The 15,630-nt window shown below is 49.8% G+C and carries 10 protein-coding genes; 4 read left to right on the plus strand and 6 right to left on the minus strand.

The genetic code is table 11. The annotated features are described in order from the left end of the window. Positions 1-10: 10 nt before the first annotated feature. The gene (locus tag ACFO5U_RS15315; RefSeq protein WP_377279952.1) at positions 11-1,735 is read left to right on the plus strand and encodes a glycoside hydrolase family 35 protein; all 1,725 of its coding nucleotides are present in this window, start codon (positions 11-13) and stop codon (positions 1,733-1,735) included. A gap of 31 nt (positions 1,736-1,766) precedes the next feature. Next, complete coding sequence (locus ACFO5U_RS15320) at positions 1,767-3,797, plus strand: beta-galactosidase (protein WP_377279953.1); 2,031 nt, start codon at positions 1,767-1,769, stop codon at positions 3,795-3,797. Positions 3,798-4,175: 378 nt separating this feature from the next. On the opposite strand, the gene ACFO5U_RS15325 is transcribed toward ACFO5U_RS15320, so the two are convergent. From ACFO5U_RS15325 to ACFO5U_RS15340, 4 genes are read right to left on the minus strand one after another with little or no spacing between them, the layout of a single operon-like run. Then, positions 4,176-5,273 (minus strand): ABC transporter ATP-binding protein, encoded by a 1,098-nt coding sequence (locus ACFO5U_RS15325; protein WP_377279954.1) that lies wholly within the window; start codon positions 5,271-5,273, stop codon positions 4,176-4,178. A gap of 43 nt (positions 5,274-5,316) precedes the next feature. Continuing rightward, positions 5,317-6,813 carry a UDP-glucose--hexose-1-phosphate uridylyltransferase gene (gene galT, locus ACFO5U_RS15330; RefSeq protein ID WP_377279955.1) on the minus strand — a complete coding sequence of 499 codons (1,497 nt, stop codon included), beginning with the start codon at positions 6,811-6,813 and terminating at the stop codon, positions 5,317-5,319. A 2-nt stretch (positions 6,814-6,815) separates the two neighbouring features. Beyond that, positions 6,816-7,811 carry a UDP-glucose 4-epimerase GalE gene (galE, locus tag ACFO5U_RS15335; protein WP_377279956.1) on the minus strand — a complete coding sequence of 332 codons (996 nt, stop codon included), beginning with the start codon at positions 7,809-7,811 and terminating at the stop codon, positions 6,816-6,818. Then, complete coding sequence (locus ACFO5U_RS15340; protein WP_377279957.1) at positions 7,808-8,995, minus strand: galactokinase; 1,188 nt, start codon at positions 8,993-8,995, stop codon at positions 7,808-7,810. The genes galE and ACFO5U_RS15340 overlap by 4 nt, the downstream gene beginning before the upstream one ends. A 104-nt stretch (positions 8,996-9,099) precedes the next feature. Between ACFO5U_RS15340 and ACFO5U_RS15345 the strand changes: the two genes are divergently transcribed. Both ACFO5U_RS15345 and ACFO5U_RS15350 read left to right on the plus strand, forming a co-directional pair. Continuing rightward, the gene (locus ACFO5U_RS15345; protein ID WP_377279958.1) at positions 9,100-10,251 is read left to right on the plus strand and encodes an ROK family transcriptional regulator; all 1,152 of its coding nucleotides are present in this window, start codon (positions 9,100-9,102) and stop codon (positions 10,249-10,251) included. 51 nt (positions 10,252-10,302) lie between these two features. Next, positions 10,303-11,349 carry an aldose epimerase family protein gene (locus ACFO5U_RS15350; RefSeq protein ID WP_377279959.1) on the plus strand — a complete coding sequence of 349 codons (1,047 nt, stop codon included), beginning with the start codon at positions 10,303-10,305 and terminating at the stop codon, positions 11,347-11,349. 163 nt (positions 11,350-11,512) lie between these two features. Here ACFO5U_RS15350 and ACFO5U_RS15355 read toward each other — a convergent pair whose 3' ends face one another. Continuing rightward, on the minus strand, positions 11,513-13,915 hold the full coding sequence (locus ACFO5U_RS15355; protein WP_377279960.1) for a S8 family serine peptidase: 2,403 nt from the start codon (positions 13,913-13,915) through the stop codon (positions 11,513-11,515). A 487-nt stretch (positions 13,916-14,402) separates the two neighbouring features. Next, complete coding sequence (locus ACFO5U_RS15360) at positions 14,403-15,602, minus strand: cytochrome P450 family protein (protein WP_377279961.1); 1,200 nt, start codon at positions 15,600-15,602, stop codon at positions 14,403-14,405. Positions 15,603-15,630 lie beyond the last annotated feature (28 nt).

Genomic DNA, 15,630 nt, shown 5'->3' on the forward strand with positions numbered 1-15,630 from the left:
AGGCGTCGATGTGCTGACTGCTAAAAATGAATCGTTTTATTTTGAAGGAAAGCCATTCCAAATCTTATCGGGTGGCATGCATTATTTCCGCACCGTGCCTGAACAATGGGAAGACCGCTTGCGAAAATTAAAAGCGCTCGGGCTGAATACCGTCGAAACGTATATTCCATGGAATTTCCACGAACCGAAAAAGGGCCAATTCCACTTTTCGGGAATGGCAGATATCGAAGGCTTCATCGAGCTTTCGCATCGCCTGGGGCTATATGTCATCCTGCGCCCGGCGCCGTATATTTGCGCGGAGTGGGAAATGGGCGGCTTGCCGTCCTGGCTGATGAAAGACAAAAACTTGGTATTGCGAAGCAGCGATCCGGCTTTTCTCGGGCATGTGGAAGATTATTTTGCGGAATTGCTGCCGAAATTCACTAAGCATCTGTATCAAAACGGTGGCCCGGTCATCGCCATGCAGATCGAAAACGAATACGGTGCGTACGGCAATGATTCGGCTTACCTTGATTTTTTTAAAGCACAATACGAACACCATGGACTCGATACCTTTTTGTTCACGTCAGACGGCCCAGACTTTATCACGCAAGGCTCGATGCCGGATGTCACGACCACTTTGAATTTCGGGTCGCGTGTGGATGAATCGTTCGAAGCGCTTGAAGCTTTCAAGCCGGGTTCGCCGAAAATGGTCACTGAGTTTTGGATCGGCTGGTTTGATTATTGGTCAGGGGAGCATACCGTACGGAGCGGGGACGACGTCGCTTCGGTGTTCAAGGAAATCATGGAAAAGAACATATCGGTCAATTTCTATATGTTCCACGGCGGCACGAACTTCGGCTTCATGAACGGTGCCAATCATTACGATGTCTATTACCCGACGATCACCAGCTACGATTACGACAGCTTGCTGACAGAAGGCGGGGCGATCACCGAGAAATACAAGGCGGTTAAAGAAGTGTTGCGCGAGTATCGGGAAGTACCAGCCGATTTCGAGGAGAGTGTCTCTGCGAAAGCGTACGGAACTGTCACGCTGACCGAGTCAGCCAGTTTGTTCGATGTCTTGGAAACGATCAGCGAGAAAGTCGAGCATATTGTGCCGCTGTCAATGGAAGATATCGGGCAGGCTTACGGCTACACGCTGTACCGGACGACCGTCAACCAGCGAGGCGAACTGAAAGTCAGCTCAAAAGATATCCGCGACCGTGGGTTTATTTACATCAACGGCCGCCACGCTGCGACAACGTATATCAACGACGAGGAAAAAATGCTGACACTCGATTTCCCGGAAGCGGTGAATACGCTGGAAATTCTCGTGGAAAACATGGGGCGCGCCAATTACGGAGAGCATCTGACCGACCCGAAAGGCTTGGTTAATAATTTATGGCTCGGCGAACAGTATTTCTTCCACTGGGACATGTTCAAAGTGGAAATGGAGCAGTTGCCGGAAAACTACGGAGCGGGAGAAGACTCGCGCTTCCCGAAATTCTTCCGCGGCTCGTTCGATGCTGAAGAAGGCTTGGATACGTACGTCGACACCCACGGATTCACGAAAGGCAATGTCTTCATCAACGGTTTTAACCTCGGGCGCTACTGGAACACCGCCGGCCCGCAGCAACGCCTATACTTGCCAGGCCCATTATTGAAAAAACAACACAACGAAATCGTCGTATTGGAACTGGAACAGACAACGACGGATCAAATCCAATTGCTGGATCAGCCGAAGCTAAGCTGAGCAATGCTTATTATAGAAGGGATGGAATGGAATGATCAACGATAAATTGCCGAAGATTTGGCACGGCGGGGACTATAACCCGGAACAATGGGATTCACAAGAAATCTGGGATGAAGATGTACGCATGTTCAAACTGGCGGGCATCGACGTCGCAACCTTGAACGTCTTTTCATGGGCGCTCAATCAGCCGAACGAAGATACGTATAATTTCGAATGGCTGGACGACAAAATCAACCGCTTATACGAAAACGGCATTTACACCTGCCTCGCCACAAGCACCGCCGCGCATCCTGCATGGATGGCGAAAAAATACCCGGATGTGTTGCGCGTCGATTTCCACGGCCGAAAACGCAAATTCGGCAGCCGCCACAACTCGTGCCCGAACAGCCCGACATACCGCGAGTATTCTGAGAAAATCGCTGATAAACTGGCAGAGCGCTACAAAGACCATCCGGCAGTGTTAATCTGGCATGTGTCCAATGAATACGGCGGCTATTGCTATTGCGACAATTGCCAGGACGCTTTCCGCGTTTGGCTGAGCGATAAATACGGCACGCTTGAAAAGTTGAACAAAGCCTGGAATACCGGCTTCTGGGGCCACACGTTCTACGAATGGGACGAAATCGTCGCGCCGAATATGCTGAGCGAAGAGCGCGAAGACAATGTCTCAGACTTCCAAGGGATTTCTCTTGATTACCGCCGCTTCCAGTCGGACAGCCTGCTCGATTGCTATAAGCTCGAATACAACGCGATCCGCAAGCATACGCCGGACATTCCGATCACGACGAACTTGATGGGCACCTACCCGATGCTCGATTATTTCAAATGGGCGAAAGAAATGGACGTTGTGTCGTGGGACAATTACCCGGCGATTGATACGCCGTTCAGCTATACGGCGATGACGCACGATTTGATGCGCGGATTGAAGAGCGGGCAGCCGTTCATGCTGATGGAGCAGACGCCGAGCCAGCAAAACTGGCAGCCGTACAATTCCTTGAAACGCCCAGGCGTCATGCGCTTATGGAGCTATCAGGCGATCGGCCGCGGGGCAGATACGATCCTGTATTTCCAGCTGCGCCGTTCGGTCGGGGCTTGCGAGAAATACCACGGAGCGGTTATTGAACACGTCGGCCACGAAAATACGCGTGTCTTCAACGAAGTGGCGCAAATCGGCAGTGAGTTCAACCAGTTGGGCGATACTTTGCTCGATGCGCGGGTCAACGCCAAAGTGGCGATTGTTTTCGACTGGGAAAATCGCTGGGCGACAGAGTTGTCGAGCGGGCCATCCGTGTCATTGGATTATGTCAATGAAGTCCATAAATATTACGACGCGCTGTATAAATTGAATGTCCAAGTCGATATGATCGGTGTCGAAGAAGACTTGAGCCAATACGACGTCGTCATCGCACCGGTCCTTTATATGGTCAAAGAAGGCTACGCAGCGAAAGTCGAGCGGTTCGTCGAAAACGGCGGCACGTTCATCACGACGTTCTTTAGTGGCATTGTCAACGAAACGGATATCGTCACTCTCGGCGGCTATCCAGGCGAATTGCGCAAAGTGCTCGGTATTTGGGCAGAGGAAATCGACGCGCTGCATCCAGACGAAACGAATGAAATCGTTGTGAACGGATCGCGCGGAAGCTTGAGCGGCAGCTATTCCTGCAATTTGCTGTTCGACTTGATCCACACAGAAGGCGCACAAGCAGTTGCTGAATACGGCTCTGATTTCTATCAAGGCATGCCGGTGCTCACCGTCAACGAATTCGGCAAAGGAAAAGCCTGGTACGTGGCATCAAGCCCGGACGCAGAGTTCTTGGTCGATTTCCTGCAAACCGTATGCGAAGAAGCAGGCGTCGAGCCCTTGCTTTCGGTACCAGAAGGCGTCGAAACGACAGAACGCGTCAAAGACGGACAGACTTATTTGTTCGTATTGAATCACAACAACAAAGTAGAATCGATCGACTTGAAAGATAGCCAGTATCAAGAACTGCTGACTGCTCAGCAATTGAGCGGCACGGTAGAACTCGAAGCAAAAGGCGTCTTCATCTTAGCGAAAGTATAAGAACATATAATAGAAACAAACAAAAACCCATGCACAGCGTCCGCTGTTGGAAATCAATCCAACGGTGGGGGGCGGGTGCATGGGTTTTTATTGGTGGGAACTTTTGTGGAGTATTGAATAGAATAAACAAAGCTTTTTAAATTGCGTGAGGTAGATATTTTACTCAATCTTAATCTGAGTGAGATATTTAAGTGGTTTGGAGAAGCGTCCACTCGACTCCAGTGGATCAGCGAGACGGACGAGACCCCGCAAGAAGCGTAGCTTATGAGGAGGCTTGAACGCGAGCCCACGGAAAGCGAGTGGTAAGCTTCGGAAAACCACGACTCTCGAGTGTTAAAACCGAGAAAAACCCGGCCATCATATCGGCCGGGTTTCCTTTTATTTAATCCGCAATTCCGATTCGATGTCGAAGAAATGGGCTTTGTTCATATCGAACGCCATGTCGATGGTCTGACCCGATTCAACATTAAAGCGAGCATCCACTCGAGCGACAAAGTCCTGTTCGTTCACTTTTGAGTACAAGACGATTTCTGAACCCATCAATTCCGCAACTTCGACAAATGCGCGAAGTTTCGTGTGTGGGGAATGCTCGAGGAACAGGGGCTCATCGTGAATGTCTTCCGGGCGGATGCCCAAGACGATTTCCTTGTCCACATACCCTTGTTCGCGCAGTATCGATAGCTTCGCTTCCGGAACGAGCACTTTCACGTCCTCCATCATGAATGAATCCCCAACGATTTTCCCGCGCAGGAAGTTCATGGACGGCGAACCGATAAAACCGCCGACAAACATATTATCCGGTTTATCGTACACTTCTTTCGGCGATCCGACTTGCTGGATAAAGCCGTCTTTCATAACGACAAGGCGCGTCGCCATGGTCATCGCTTCAGTTTGATCGTGCGTAACATAGACAGTTGTCGTTTGCAGGCGTCGATGCAGCTTTTGAATCTCGGTGCGCATCTGTACACGCAATTTGGCATCGAGGTTGGATAAAGGTTCATCCATCAGAAACACTTCGGCATCGCGGACAATTGCGCGTCCAAGTGCGACACGTTGGCGCTGGCCGCCAGACAGCGCTTTCGGTTTACGGTCCAGATAATCATCAAGCCCCAGGATGCTCGAAGCATTTGCCACGCGTGTTTTGATTTCATCTTTTTTCATTTTGCGCAGCTTCAAGCTGAATGCCATATTGTCGTAAACACTCATATGAGGATATAGTGCATAGTTTTGGAACACCATCGCGATATCGCGATCTTTCGGCGAGACATCGTTGACTCGTTTGTCGCCAATATAAAGATCGCCATCCGTGATTTCTTCCAGACCTGCGATCATCCGCAGCGTCGTCGATTTGCCGCAGCCTGAAGGGCCGACAAGCACGAGAAACTCTTTGTCGCGGATTTCCAGATTAAAGTCCTGAACGGATACGACCCCTTTTTCGTATTCTTTTCGGATATTCATCAAATTCAAGCCTGCCATATAAATCCCTCCCATGTGTGTGCGTGCATTGATTCAATCGTGATTAAACAGTTTTTGCTTGGTGCTCATTGACTGCATGGATAAATCGCTTGAAAGCGTCAGCTTCTTTTAGTACGCCGGCGTCTTCCAGTATCCGTACGAATTTTTTGCCCAGTTCTTCGCGCAGGATTGCTTGTGCCTCAACGCGTAAAGAGAGGGGACCGTATTGTGCTTTTAGTTGCTCAGCCCACTCGCGATGCGTAGGTTCCACGCTGTCTTTGTTGCCCAGCAGGAACTCCTGGATTTCTTCCAGTTCACCTTTCAAGCGAGGCGGCAGCACCGCCAGACCCATCACTTCGATCAAGCCGATGTTTTCTTTTTTGATGTGGTGGGCATCTGCATGAGGATGAAAAATTCCGGCAGGATGTTGTGCTGTCGTACGATTGTTTCTCAACACCAAATCGATTTCAAACAGTTCGCCGCGTCTCCTGGCGATCGGGGTGATGGTGTTGTGTGGTGTATCACCGGTAAAGGCGATAACGTCCGCCATCTCATCCGAATAATTCTTCCATGTCTGCAAAATTTCATCGGCAGCATCCACCAAATTATCTATGTTTGCGCCAGTTAAACGAATGACGGACATCGGCCATTTGACGACGGATGCCCGGATGTCCGGGAACGAATCCAAGTTGAATGAAAACGCATCTTCCGCCCGTGTCATGGCAAATTCATACCGGCCGGCCTGGTAATGGTCGTGGCTGAGGATGGAGCCGCCGACAATTGGCAAATCGGCATTCGAACCGACAAAATAATGTGGAAAACGTTCAGTAAATCGGAGCAGCCGTTCAAACCCAATGCGATTGATTTTCATGTCGCGGTGTTCTTCGGAAAGCAAGATGCTATGCTCGTTGTAATAAACGTAAGGCGAATATTGGAAATACCAGTTTTCGCCGGTAAGCGGGATCTTGATGACGCGGTGGTTGGCCCGTGCCGGGTAGCCGATTCGTCCGACATACCCCTCGTTTTCCTTGCATAACAGACATTTCGGATAGGCGAGCGTTTGTTTCATCTCGCGCTCTCTCCTAATTTGCTCGGGGTCTTTTTCAGGTTTCGACAAATTGATGGTGATGTCCATCTGGCCATACGGGCTGTCCGACTTATAGGAGATATTTTTTTGAATCCGGTTCATTTGGATATAATTGCTGTTCTTGCTCAATTCGTAAAAATAATCGGTTGCGGCAATCGGTGACTCCGCATATTTTTCATTAAATACCGCGTTGATGACAGAAGGGCGGGCTACAAAGCAATTCATGATGTTGGCCGACAGCATTTCTTTGTCATCCAAAATATCATTGATCACACCTTGCTCGACGGCATAGGAAATCAAGTGTTCCAGCAGGTTGGGGATCGTGTCGTCTGCCGGTTCCATCGTTTCTTCAGGAAACGATTCCAAACCGAGCAGATGCATCACCTGGTTGCGAACGTAATCGGTATCCGCCGCTTCGATCAATTGCGCTTCAAGAGCTTTATGAATAAGTCCTGTCAGCTGTTTGTGAATCATCCTTACACTTCCTTTTCATAGCCGTTTGGATTCGCTGAATGCCAGTTCCATGCATCTTCTATGATTTTGGTGACAGAAGTGAAATCCGGATTCCAGCCCAAGACTTTTCTTGCTTTATCTGAACTGGCAATCAGGACACTTGGGTCGCCTGCTCTGCGAGGCCCCACTTTTACTGGGATTTCTTTTCCGGTGACAGCTCGCGCAGCGGAGATCATTTCATTGACGGAAAACCCTTGGCTGCTGCCGAGGTTGAAGATGTCGCTTTCGCCACCTTGTTTCAAATAATCGAGCGCCAATAGGTGGGCACGGATTAAGTCTTCGACATGGACATAATCACGGATGCACGTTCCGTCGGGCGTGTTGTAATCATCGCCGAATACCGTAATTTCAGCTCGCTGCCCGAGCGCTGTTTGCAAAATAAGCGGGACGAGATGGGATTCAGGGCGGTGGTCTTCACCGATTTCAGCCGTTTCGCGTGCTCCGGCTACATTGAAGTAGCGCAAAGAAACAAACTTCAAGCCGTGTGCCAATGCTGTCCATTTCATCATTTTTTCCATCGTTAGCTTGGTTTCCCCGTAAGCATTGCCAGGATTCGTCGGCATTGTTTCTGTGATCGGCACCGCTTCCGGCTCGCCGTAAGTAGCCGCTGTGGAAGAGAAGACGATTTTTTTCACATCGTGATCGATCATCGCCTTGAGCAACACTTGCGTGCCGTAGACATTGTTATCAAAATACTTGATGGGATTTTCCATCGATTCACCCACCAGGGAGTTGGCGGCAAAATGCACCACTTCGCTGATCGCTTCCTTTTCGAACACTTCGTTCAAAAAATCAGCGTTGCGGATATCACCTTGATAAAATATAGCTTCAGGGTGGACCGCTTTGCGGTGACCGGTTTCCAAATTATCGACCACTACCACGCTTTCGCCTTGTTCAATCAATTGATAGACAGCGTGTGAACCAATGTATCCTGCTCCGCCTAATACCAATACACTCATAATTGCCACTCCTCTACAAGCTCTTTTGCCCCGTCCGAAATTTTCGTCTCATAAAACGATGGGGGATAGCCGAAGTTTTTGCTATAGGTTGCTGTCAGCGTTTCTTTGAACCGATCGATTTGCGACTGCTGAACGATAGCGATTGCACAGCCGCCGAATCCCGCACCGGTCATGCGCGCGCCAATGACACCGGGATGGTCCCATGCCGTTTCCGCGATTTTATCAAGCTCTGCACCGGTAACTTCATAATCGTCACGGAGCGAGACGTGCGATGCGTTCATTAAGTTACCGAACGCTTCGATATGGCCTTGCTGCAATTCGTTAAGCGCCTGTACGGTCCGTTCATTTTCGTAGACAGCGTGCTTGGCGCGTTTCCGGTTGATGTCGTTGGCAATCAAATGCTTGTGCTGTTCGAATTGTTCGCCGGTCAATTCACCGAGGCTGTTGATCGGCAATTCTTTCTGCAAATCCGCCAAAGCCTGTTCGCATTCGCTGCGGCGTTCGTTGTATTTGGATGCGGCAAGCGTCCTCTGTTTATTGGAATTGATGATGACGATTTCATAACCGTTCAATTTGACTGGCGCGTAATGGAATTCCAGCGTTTGGCAATCGAGCAGCATCGCATGGTCTTTTTTGCCTTTGCCGATGGCGAATTGATCCATTATGCCGCTATTGACGCCGATATAGTCATTCTCGACTTTCTGCCCCAGGCGGATCATCTGCACGCGGTCGATTTCCAAACCGAACAGCTCTTCTAAGACAACGCCTGTCGCCATTTCAATGGAAGCGGAAGAGGAGAGGCCGGCGCCGTTCGGAATGTCTCCGTAGAACAGGATATCCATCCCAGTAGGAATCGAAAAACCATTTTGAAGAAACATCTGGATCATGCCTTTCGGGAAGTTCGCCCAGTCGTGATCGGGATTAAACGACAAATCGCCAAGTGGACATTCAATGATGCCGGCATCCGGGAAATTGATCGAATAAAAACGCAATGATTGGTCGGTGCGCTTTCGGGCAATCGCGTAGGTGCCGAGTGAAATAGCGGCTGGAAACACATGGCCGCCGTTGTAATCGGTATGTTCACCGATCAGATTGATGCGGCCGGGCGCAAAAAAAGAACGCGGTGTTTCAGTGGTCTGAAAGATATCCTGAAAGTTTTGTAACAAATTTGGCTGCGTCATCATGTACCTCCAATACTTTGTAAATTAATTTAATTAACATAAGTATATGGTATTTTGTTAAACTATTCAATAAAGAAACTGAAAACTTTAAAAACGGGGGAATCACCATGCGCCAAGGCAGCTTTCAATGGATGAAATCGATGAACAAATCGATCATCCTCAACAAAATCAGAACGCAAGGGCCGATCTCCAGGGCGCAGATTGCGCGTGAGACCAACTTGACCCGCCCGACAGTGAGCAGCAATGTAAAAGAATTGATCGACCAGAACATTGTCGAAGAAAGCGATATCGGCCAGTCTCAAGGCGGCCGCAAACCGACGATGCTGGTCATCAATAACGACGCTTTCTGCATACTGGGAGTGGATGCCGGACCGGATTCGATCGAATGCATCGTGGCGGATCTTTCCGGAAAAGTGCTCGAAAGATCCGAAACACAATTGCAATTGCCGACCGATAACGGAAAATTCCTTGATGCCTTGAAAAGCTGCATCCAAGAGTGTCTCGTGAAAACGGCAGGCAAAGACGTCATCGGCATCGGTGTCGCCATGCACGGCGTGGTGGATGTCGAGACCGGCGTATCACTGGTCGCACCGAATTTGGGGCTTGCCGATATTCCGATTAAAGAAGAGCTTGAGAACGCGTTCGGCCTGGAAGTGAAAGTGGAGAACGATGCACGCGCCATGGCGCTTGGTGAGTTCTGGTTCGGCGATCACGGGGAACTGGAGAGTATGCTTGCGGTCAATATCGGGCGTGGCGTGGGTGCAGGGATGATCATCGGCGGAAAGTTGTACCACGGCTCCTCCGATATCGCCGGTGAAATCGGCCATATGACGATCGATCTGCACGGGCAGGTGTGCGAATGCGGCAACCGCGGCTGTCTGCAAACCTTTGTCGCCGGACCGGCAATCGCACGGAACATCAGCGAGAAAACAGCGGAATCACTGAGTGCGGAACAAGTCTTCGAACAAGCGCTAGGCGGCAATGAATCATGCATCGAGGTTCTCACACAAGCCGGAAGAGCCATGGGCGTCGGGCTGACCAATCTGATCCATATCATCAATCCGGAAAAAATCGTTCTCGGCGGCGGAGTTTCCAAAGCACAGCAATTCATCCTGCCGGCGATCCGTGAAACGATTCGAGCGTCTGCGTTGACCCAATCGGCAAGCCGGACGAAAGTGGAAATCACCAAGCTTGGCGACGATGCCACATTAATCGGCGCAGTGACGCTCCTGCTGGTGGACGTTTTTGAACTGACGTAAAGCTAATGGGTTATGCGAGGTAATATGAAAATTGGAAGGGTGATAAACAAGATGGCAGTTACTGAACAAGCATTCGGCCAGATCAATGGCCACAATATCACACGCTATACATTGACGAATGACAAAGGATTTCAAGTCTCTTGTCTCGACTACGGCTGCATCATCACGGAAATCCTGGCGCCAGACCACGCCGGAAAACTGGAGAATGTTGTACTTGGCTTCGACACATTGGAAGAGTACGGAAGCAATCCGCATTATTTCGGCGCCGTCGTCGGGCGTTTTGCCGGCCGCATCCAAGAAGGTGCTTTTACAATAGAAGGAACGGATTATCAGCTCGCCAAGAATTCCGATGGCCAGCATTTGCACGGCGGCCCCGGTGGCTTTCACTCAGCTGTCTGGAAAGCGAATATGATCGAAACCGAAAGCGAGTCGATCATAGAATTTACCCATTTCAGCCCGGACGGGGAAGAAGGGTTTCCCGGCAACTTGACGATGACGGTCTGCTACATAGTGAAAAACGATGACAATCAATTGGCGATTTCCTATTCTGCGAAATCCGACAAGACGACCTTGCTAAATGTCACCAACCATTCCTACTTCAATTTGAGCGGGGATTTCAAGCGGGCAATTGTGGATCATCAACTAACCATCCCGAGCAGCCAGTACGCAGAGTTAAACGAAGACATGCTGCCGACGGGTAAACTCGTGCCGGTAGAAGAAGATCCGCTGTTTGATTTCCGCGATGGCAGAACGATCCGTGAAGGGAAAGATTCTGGGCACCCACAAATTAAACTGGTCGGCGGCGGCTATGACCATCCGTTTCTATTGGATAAAGAAGCCCAGCCTGTGATCAAGCTTAAAGACGAGGGAAGCGGGCGCAGTTTGCAGATCGAAACGACAGAACCGGCGGTGGTCTTATACACCGCCAATCATATAGGCGGCCCGTATGCATTCAAAGGCGTTACAGCACAAAACCAGCTCGGGCTCTGCCTCGAAACACAAAGCTTGCCGGATTCCGTCAATCATCCGCATTTCCCTACTTCAATCTTGAACGCAGAAAAGGAATTCAAGTCGCAAACGGTATATTCGTTCACTTGAATCGATCGTACGGTGTGTCCCTGTGCACCAGACAATTCGAACGGTTAGAAGCGCGTGAGACAGGGGATAGGGCTTGAAACCGCCCCTGTGCACCACACAATTCACTAGGAGTTTTCCCACACAAAAAAGACGGAGGAATTTCCTCCGTCTTTTACTTTGAATATTATTCGGCGTTGATTGTCAATACGCCGCCTGAAAACTCGATATCTCTAATGCCTTGTTTCGCATAGGCATTGATCTGGTAGCGGCCTGGTGTTAGTGCCGCTCCATCAATCTTCATGTCCCATGAGAATGCATGCAAGCCGCGCGGCAGGTCAGTGGCTTGTGCAGTTGTAGAAAGCAACGCGCCTGTATCTGCATTGCGGATGCGCACTTCAAAATGGTCTGCGCCAGCCGGCAAGTTCACGTTGCCGACCAAGTTGCCGCCTGATAGGCCAAGCGTGATCGTGTTGATCAATGGATAATCAGGTTGTTGAACAAACAAGATGGTCGGGACTTCGATCGTTTGCGTGCCGTCGCTCAGAAGGAATGTGCCTTCATAGTAGCCCGGCTCCAGGTTGCTTGCATCGACTTGAACACTGAAGTTCAAATCTTGCGTACGTCCTGGCTGCACTTGAAGATTGTTGCTCGTTTGGACTTTGATGCCTTCGTGACCTGTGAATTTGATGGAGTAGCGTTTGCGCTCATCCGACAAGTTATGGACCGTGAATTTCTGGCGTTTGACTTCTTTTTCGTCATCTTTTTCGAAGATGCCGAAAGAGTGGCTGCCAGGAGTAGCAAGAGTTTGAGTGTTGATGGCATCGAGAACGCGGATGCTTCCAGCGCCTTGTGAGTTATGCGGATACAAATTGCCATCTGCATCGTACAAGTTTTCTGCTGTGTTCATTAATGATGCTTTGACAAAGTCAACGCCCCAATCAGGATGCGCCTGTAGGATTAATGCTGCAGCTCCGGCTACGTGCGGTGCTGACATCGATGTTCCTTGCAATGAAGCATAGCCGTGCGGGTTTGCCGGGTTATGCGTCGGGACTGTCGAGACGATTGCCACGCCAGGTGCAGACACGTCAGGCTTGATCATCCATGTGTCCATAACTGGGCCGCGGGAGGAGAAGCTCGCCATCGTTTCGCCGACTTCTTTGTCGAACTCGATATCAAATGAAACCGTGTTGTTTCCAGCTGCCAATTCCGCAAGCAATTTCTGGCCGTCTGCCAGTGTCGCGCGGACTGTTGGAAGCGCAAGGCCAGGTACGTTCGGCACTTCGCCAGCTACGTTATTGTACATAATGACGCCTGTCGCGCCAGCTTTTTTCGCATTTTCCACTTTATCGACAAAAGCGAATTCGCCGCGTGAGATCAAGGCGATTTTGCCTGTCAGGTCTTTACCGGCAAAGTCTGCTGCTCCGCCAAGTCCGACATGAACAAACTCGAACTCGCCTTCATTCAAGGCAAGAAGCGCCTCTTCGTTCGGGAAGCCCATCGTTTCGACTGAAGGATACGAGACGCCTTCAGAAGTGAAAAGATCTGCACTGAACAAATTGTAAGGAAGTTGTGTAGCCCCTACTGAAATCGCTTCGCGGGAAGTTCCCGGAGAGCCGACTGTCCAGTTGTTCGGGCCGCTGTTGCCGTTGGACGTCACAGCTACGACGCCGTCAGCCATCGCTGTATCAAGTGCGATGCTTGTCGCATAATCCGGGTCATTTACTGCTGCCCCAAGGGACAAGTTCATGACGTCCGCGCCGTCTGTTACGGCACGTTCAATGCCCGCGATGACGCCTGCAGTCGTGCCTCTGCCGCCTGGGCCAAGCACGCGGTAAGCAAGAAGTGTTGCATCCGGTGCTACGCCTTTGATCTGCCCGTTAGCAGCAATGGTGCCTGCTACGTGGGATCCATGGTTCGTGGAAGCGCCGCGCGGGTCGCCGGTAGGTGTTTCTTGCGGATCATTGTCGTTATCGACAAAATCCCAGCCTTTGTAGTCGCCGAATGCATGTGCGAGATCTGGGTGCGTATAATCTACGCCCGTATCAAGAACAGCGACCGTCACGCCTTCGCCTGTGTAGCCAGCTGCCCAAGCATCATCGGAGCCGATAAACGGTGCGCTGTCCAACATTTGGGGGCTGTAAAGTTCCGGGTCGATCGACTCCGCATCGAACGGTGTCACTTCGTATGCCTGGTTCGAGTAAATGGCTTTGACGCCTTCGATGTTTGCCAATGTCTGGATATCGCTGGAGTCAATTTCGATTGAGAAGCCCGAGAACACGGTATCGTATTCCTGGAGCAGTTCAACCGAAGCCCCTTTTTTCTCTAATTGTGCCAAAACCCGGTCGCGCTCTTTACTTAAAAATTGTTCGCTTTGGCTTTTTCCTTTATGTTTTGCTTGTAAAATCGATTCCTCGTCCAGTTCAACAATGACTGCCAGTTCTTCTAATGCAGTTGCCTTGTCATCAAGATGCAAGGTCGCTGGTGAGGAGGAGGTAGCAGTGTTTGCAAACCCTTGTCCTCCGAACGATGAAACTGCCAATAAGGAAACCAGGGTGTAAGCCGAAAGCTTCTTATACTTCTGCTGCATTTATGTGTGCCCCTTTTTAATAGATTTGGTTGAATCCGCCGCCGAGATAGCTGTAGTCTTTCCTTCGCACCTCCTTAGTAACTATTTCTATCCCAATGTTTGTAATATTAATATTAAATAAACAACAATACTACAAATATTCTGAAAATAATAATATTGGACTATTAGTATTTTATTGATATATATACTTCGGACTATGAAATAAATTCAAATTTTTTAGAAAAGTAAATTTGTCCTACTCATATTTGTGTTTAGGAAATTACCTTTCTACCAAGATTTTAAGGGCATTCTCCGCCTATTCTTGTAAACCACTAGTTTTGTGTTAAAAGGAGTTATAAGAAATTCGTCGTATTCTAATTGATGCATTGTGACTGTTTAAAAAACTTCGACCTGTTTTATATGTACGGGATGAGCCGACTTTGTTTCTGGCTGTGCCAAACGGAATGAACCCCACGAAAAAAGAGCCGGCTCATATGCCGGCTCTTTGTTATTCCACGAGATTTACGGGGATTTCCCTGACGCCTCGAACAATCATCCCCGGCCGCCACTCCAGCTCACTGTCGTCGACAGCGAGCGATATGCTTGGAAATCTCTTGAATAGCCCGTCGATCGCAATTTGGGCTTCGAGCCTGGCAAGAGGGGCGCCGAGACAGAAATGGATGCCTTTACCGAACGCAAGGTGAGGGCTTTTTTCACGATGAATATCGAACAGTTCCGGGTTATCGAATTGTTCGGGATCGTGATTGGCAGCGTTCAAAGCTACGACGACCAAATCGTCTTTTTGAATTGTTTTTTTGCTGAACTCCAAGTCTTCTGCTGCCCATCTCGAGGTGCTGAATTCGACAGGGCCATTAAAGCGCAGCGATTCTTCGATAGCTTGTGGGATCAAGTCGGGGCTTTCGCATAGTAATTGCTGATGCTCGGGATGTTCTAACAGCGCGAGCACTGTATTGCCGATCAAGTTCACCGTCGTTTCGTGTCCTGCGATGATCAGTAGCGAGACGAGGCCGTATAATTCTTTCTCGGTCATCCGGTCGCCTGATTCTTCTGCTCTGATCAAGCGGCTGATCAAATCATCGCCAGGCGATTGGCGGACTTTCGCAAACCACTCGCCGAGGTAGCGGATGAATTCATTCATATGCTCGTAGACGCTGACACCTGCTTCGCCGCTTGTTCCTTCGATGAGTGAATTCGACCACATGCGAAACTTGTCGCGGTCTTCAGACGGCACGCCTAAAATTTCGCAAATGACGATGATCGGAAGCGGAAAGGCGAATTCATCAATCAAGTTGGCTGCGGGTTTCCCGTCCATTTCGCCAAGCAATTTATCGGTGATTTGCTGGATGCGCGGCCGCATGCCTTCGATCATTTTCGGGGTGAAAGCTTGTTGGGCGAGAGCTCTTAGGCGTTTATGGTCAGGCGGATCGGAAAACAACATGTTTTGCGTAAAGACGCTCATTTGATCCATGCTGCCGCCGAATAATTTTGAAAAATCTTTGATGAAGCGCGGATCTTTCAGCACCGCTTCGGCATCCGCATAACGCGTCACCAGCCAGCCGCTTTGGCCATCCGGAAATCGTACTTGGTGCACGGCATCTTCCTCGCGCAGTCGTGAATAGACCGGGTAAGGGTTTTTGGTGAATTCCGTTGAGAATAGTTTTGCTTGTCGATTGTCAGGCACGTTCATGGAAACTCCTCCTTTTGTTGTCTATACC

The sequence above is a fragment of the Planococcus dechangensis genome (genome assembly GCF_042654465.1).
Lineage (GTDB): Bacteria > Bacillota > Bacilli > Bacillales_A > Planococcaceae > Planococcus > Planococcus dechangensis.

Coding starts and splice junctions, on each gene's coding strand:
- ACFO5U_RS15320 (WP_377279953.1), top strand. CDS start 1,767: ATGATCAACGATAAATTGCCGAAGATTTGGCACGGCGGGGACTATAAC.
- ACFO5U_RS15325 (WP_377279954.1), bottom strand. CDS start 5,273: ATGGCAGGCTTGAATTTGATGAATATCCGAAAAGAATACGAAAAAGGG.
- galT (WP_377279955.1), bottom strand. CDS start 6,813: ATGATTCACAAACAGCTGACAGGACTTATTCATAAAGCTCTTGAAGCG.
- galE (WP_377279956.1), bottom strand. CDS start 7,811: ATGAGTGTATTGGTATTAGGCGGAGCAGGATACATTGGTTCACACGCT.
- ACFO5U_RS15340 (WP_377279957.1), bottom strand. CDS start 8,995: ATGATGACGCAGCCAAATTTGTTACAAAACTTTCAGGATATCTTTCAG.
- ACFO5U_RS15345 (WP_377279958.1), top strand. CDS start 9,100: ATGCGCCAAGGCAGCTTTCAATGGATGAAATCGATGAACAAATCGATC.
- ACFO5U_RS15350 (WP_377279959.1), top strand. CDS start 10,303: ATGGCAGTTACTGAACAAGCATTCGGCCAGATCAATGGCCACAATATC.
- ACFO5U_RS15355 (WP_377279960.1), bottom strand. CDS start 13,915: ATGCAGCAGAAGTATAAGAAGCTTTCGGCTTACACCCTGGTTTCCTTA.
- ACFO5U_RS15360 (WP_377279961.1), bottom strand. CDS start 15,602: ATGAACGTGCCTGACAATCGACAAGCAAAACTATTCTCAACGGAATTC.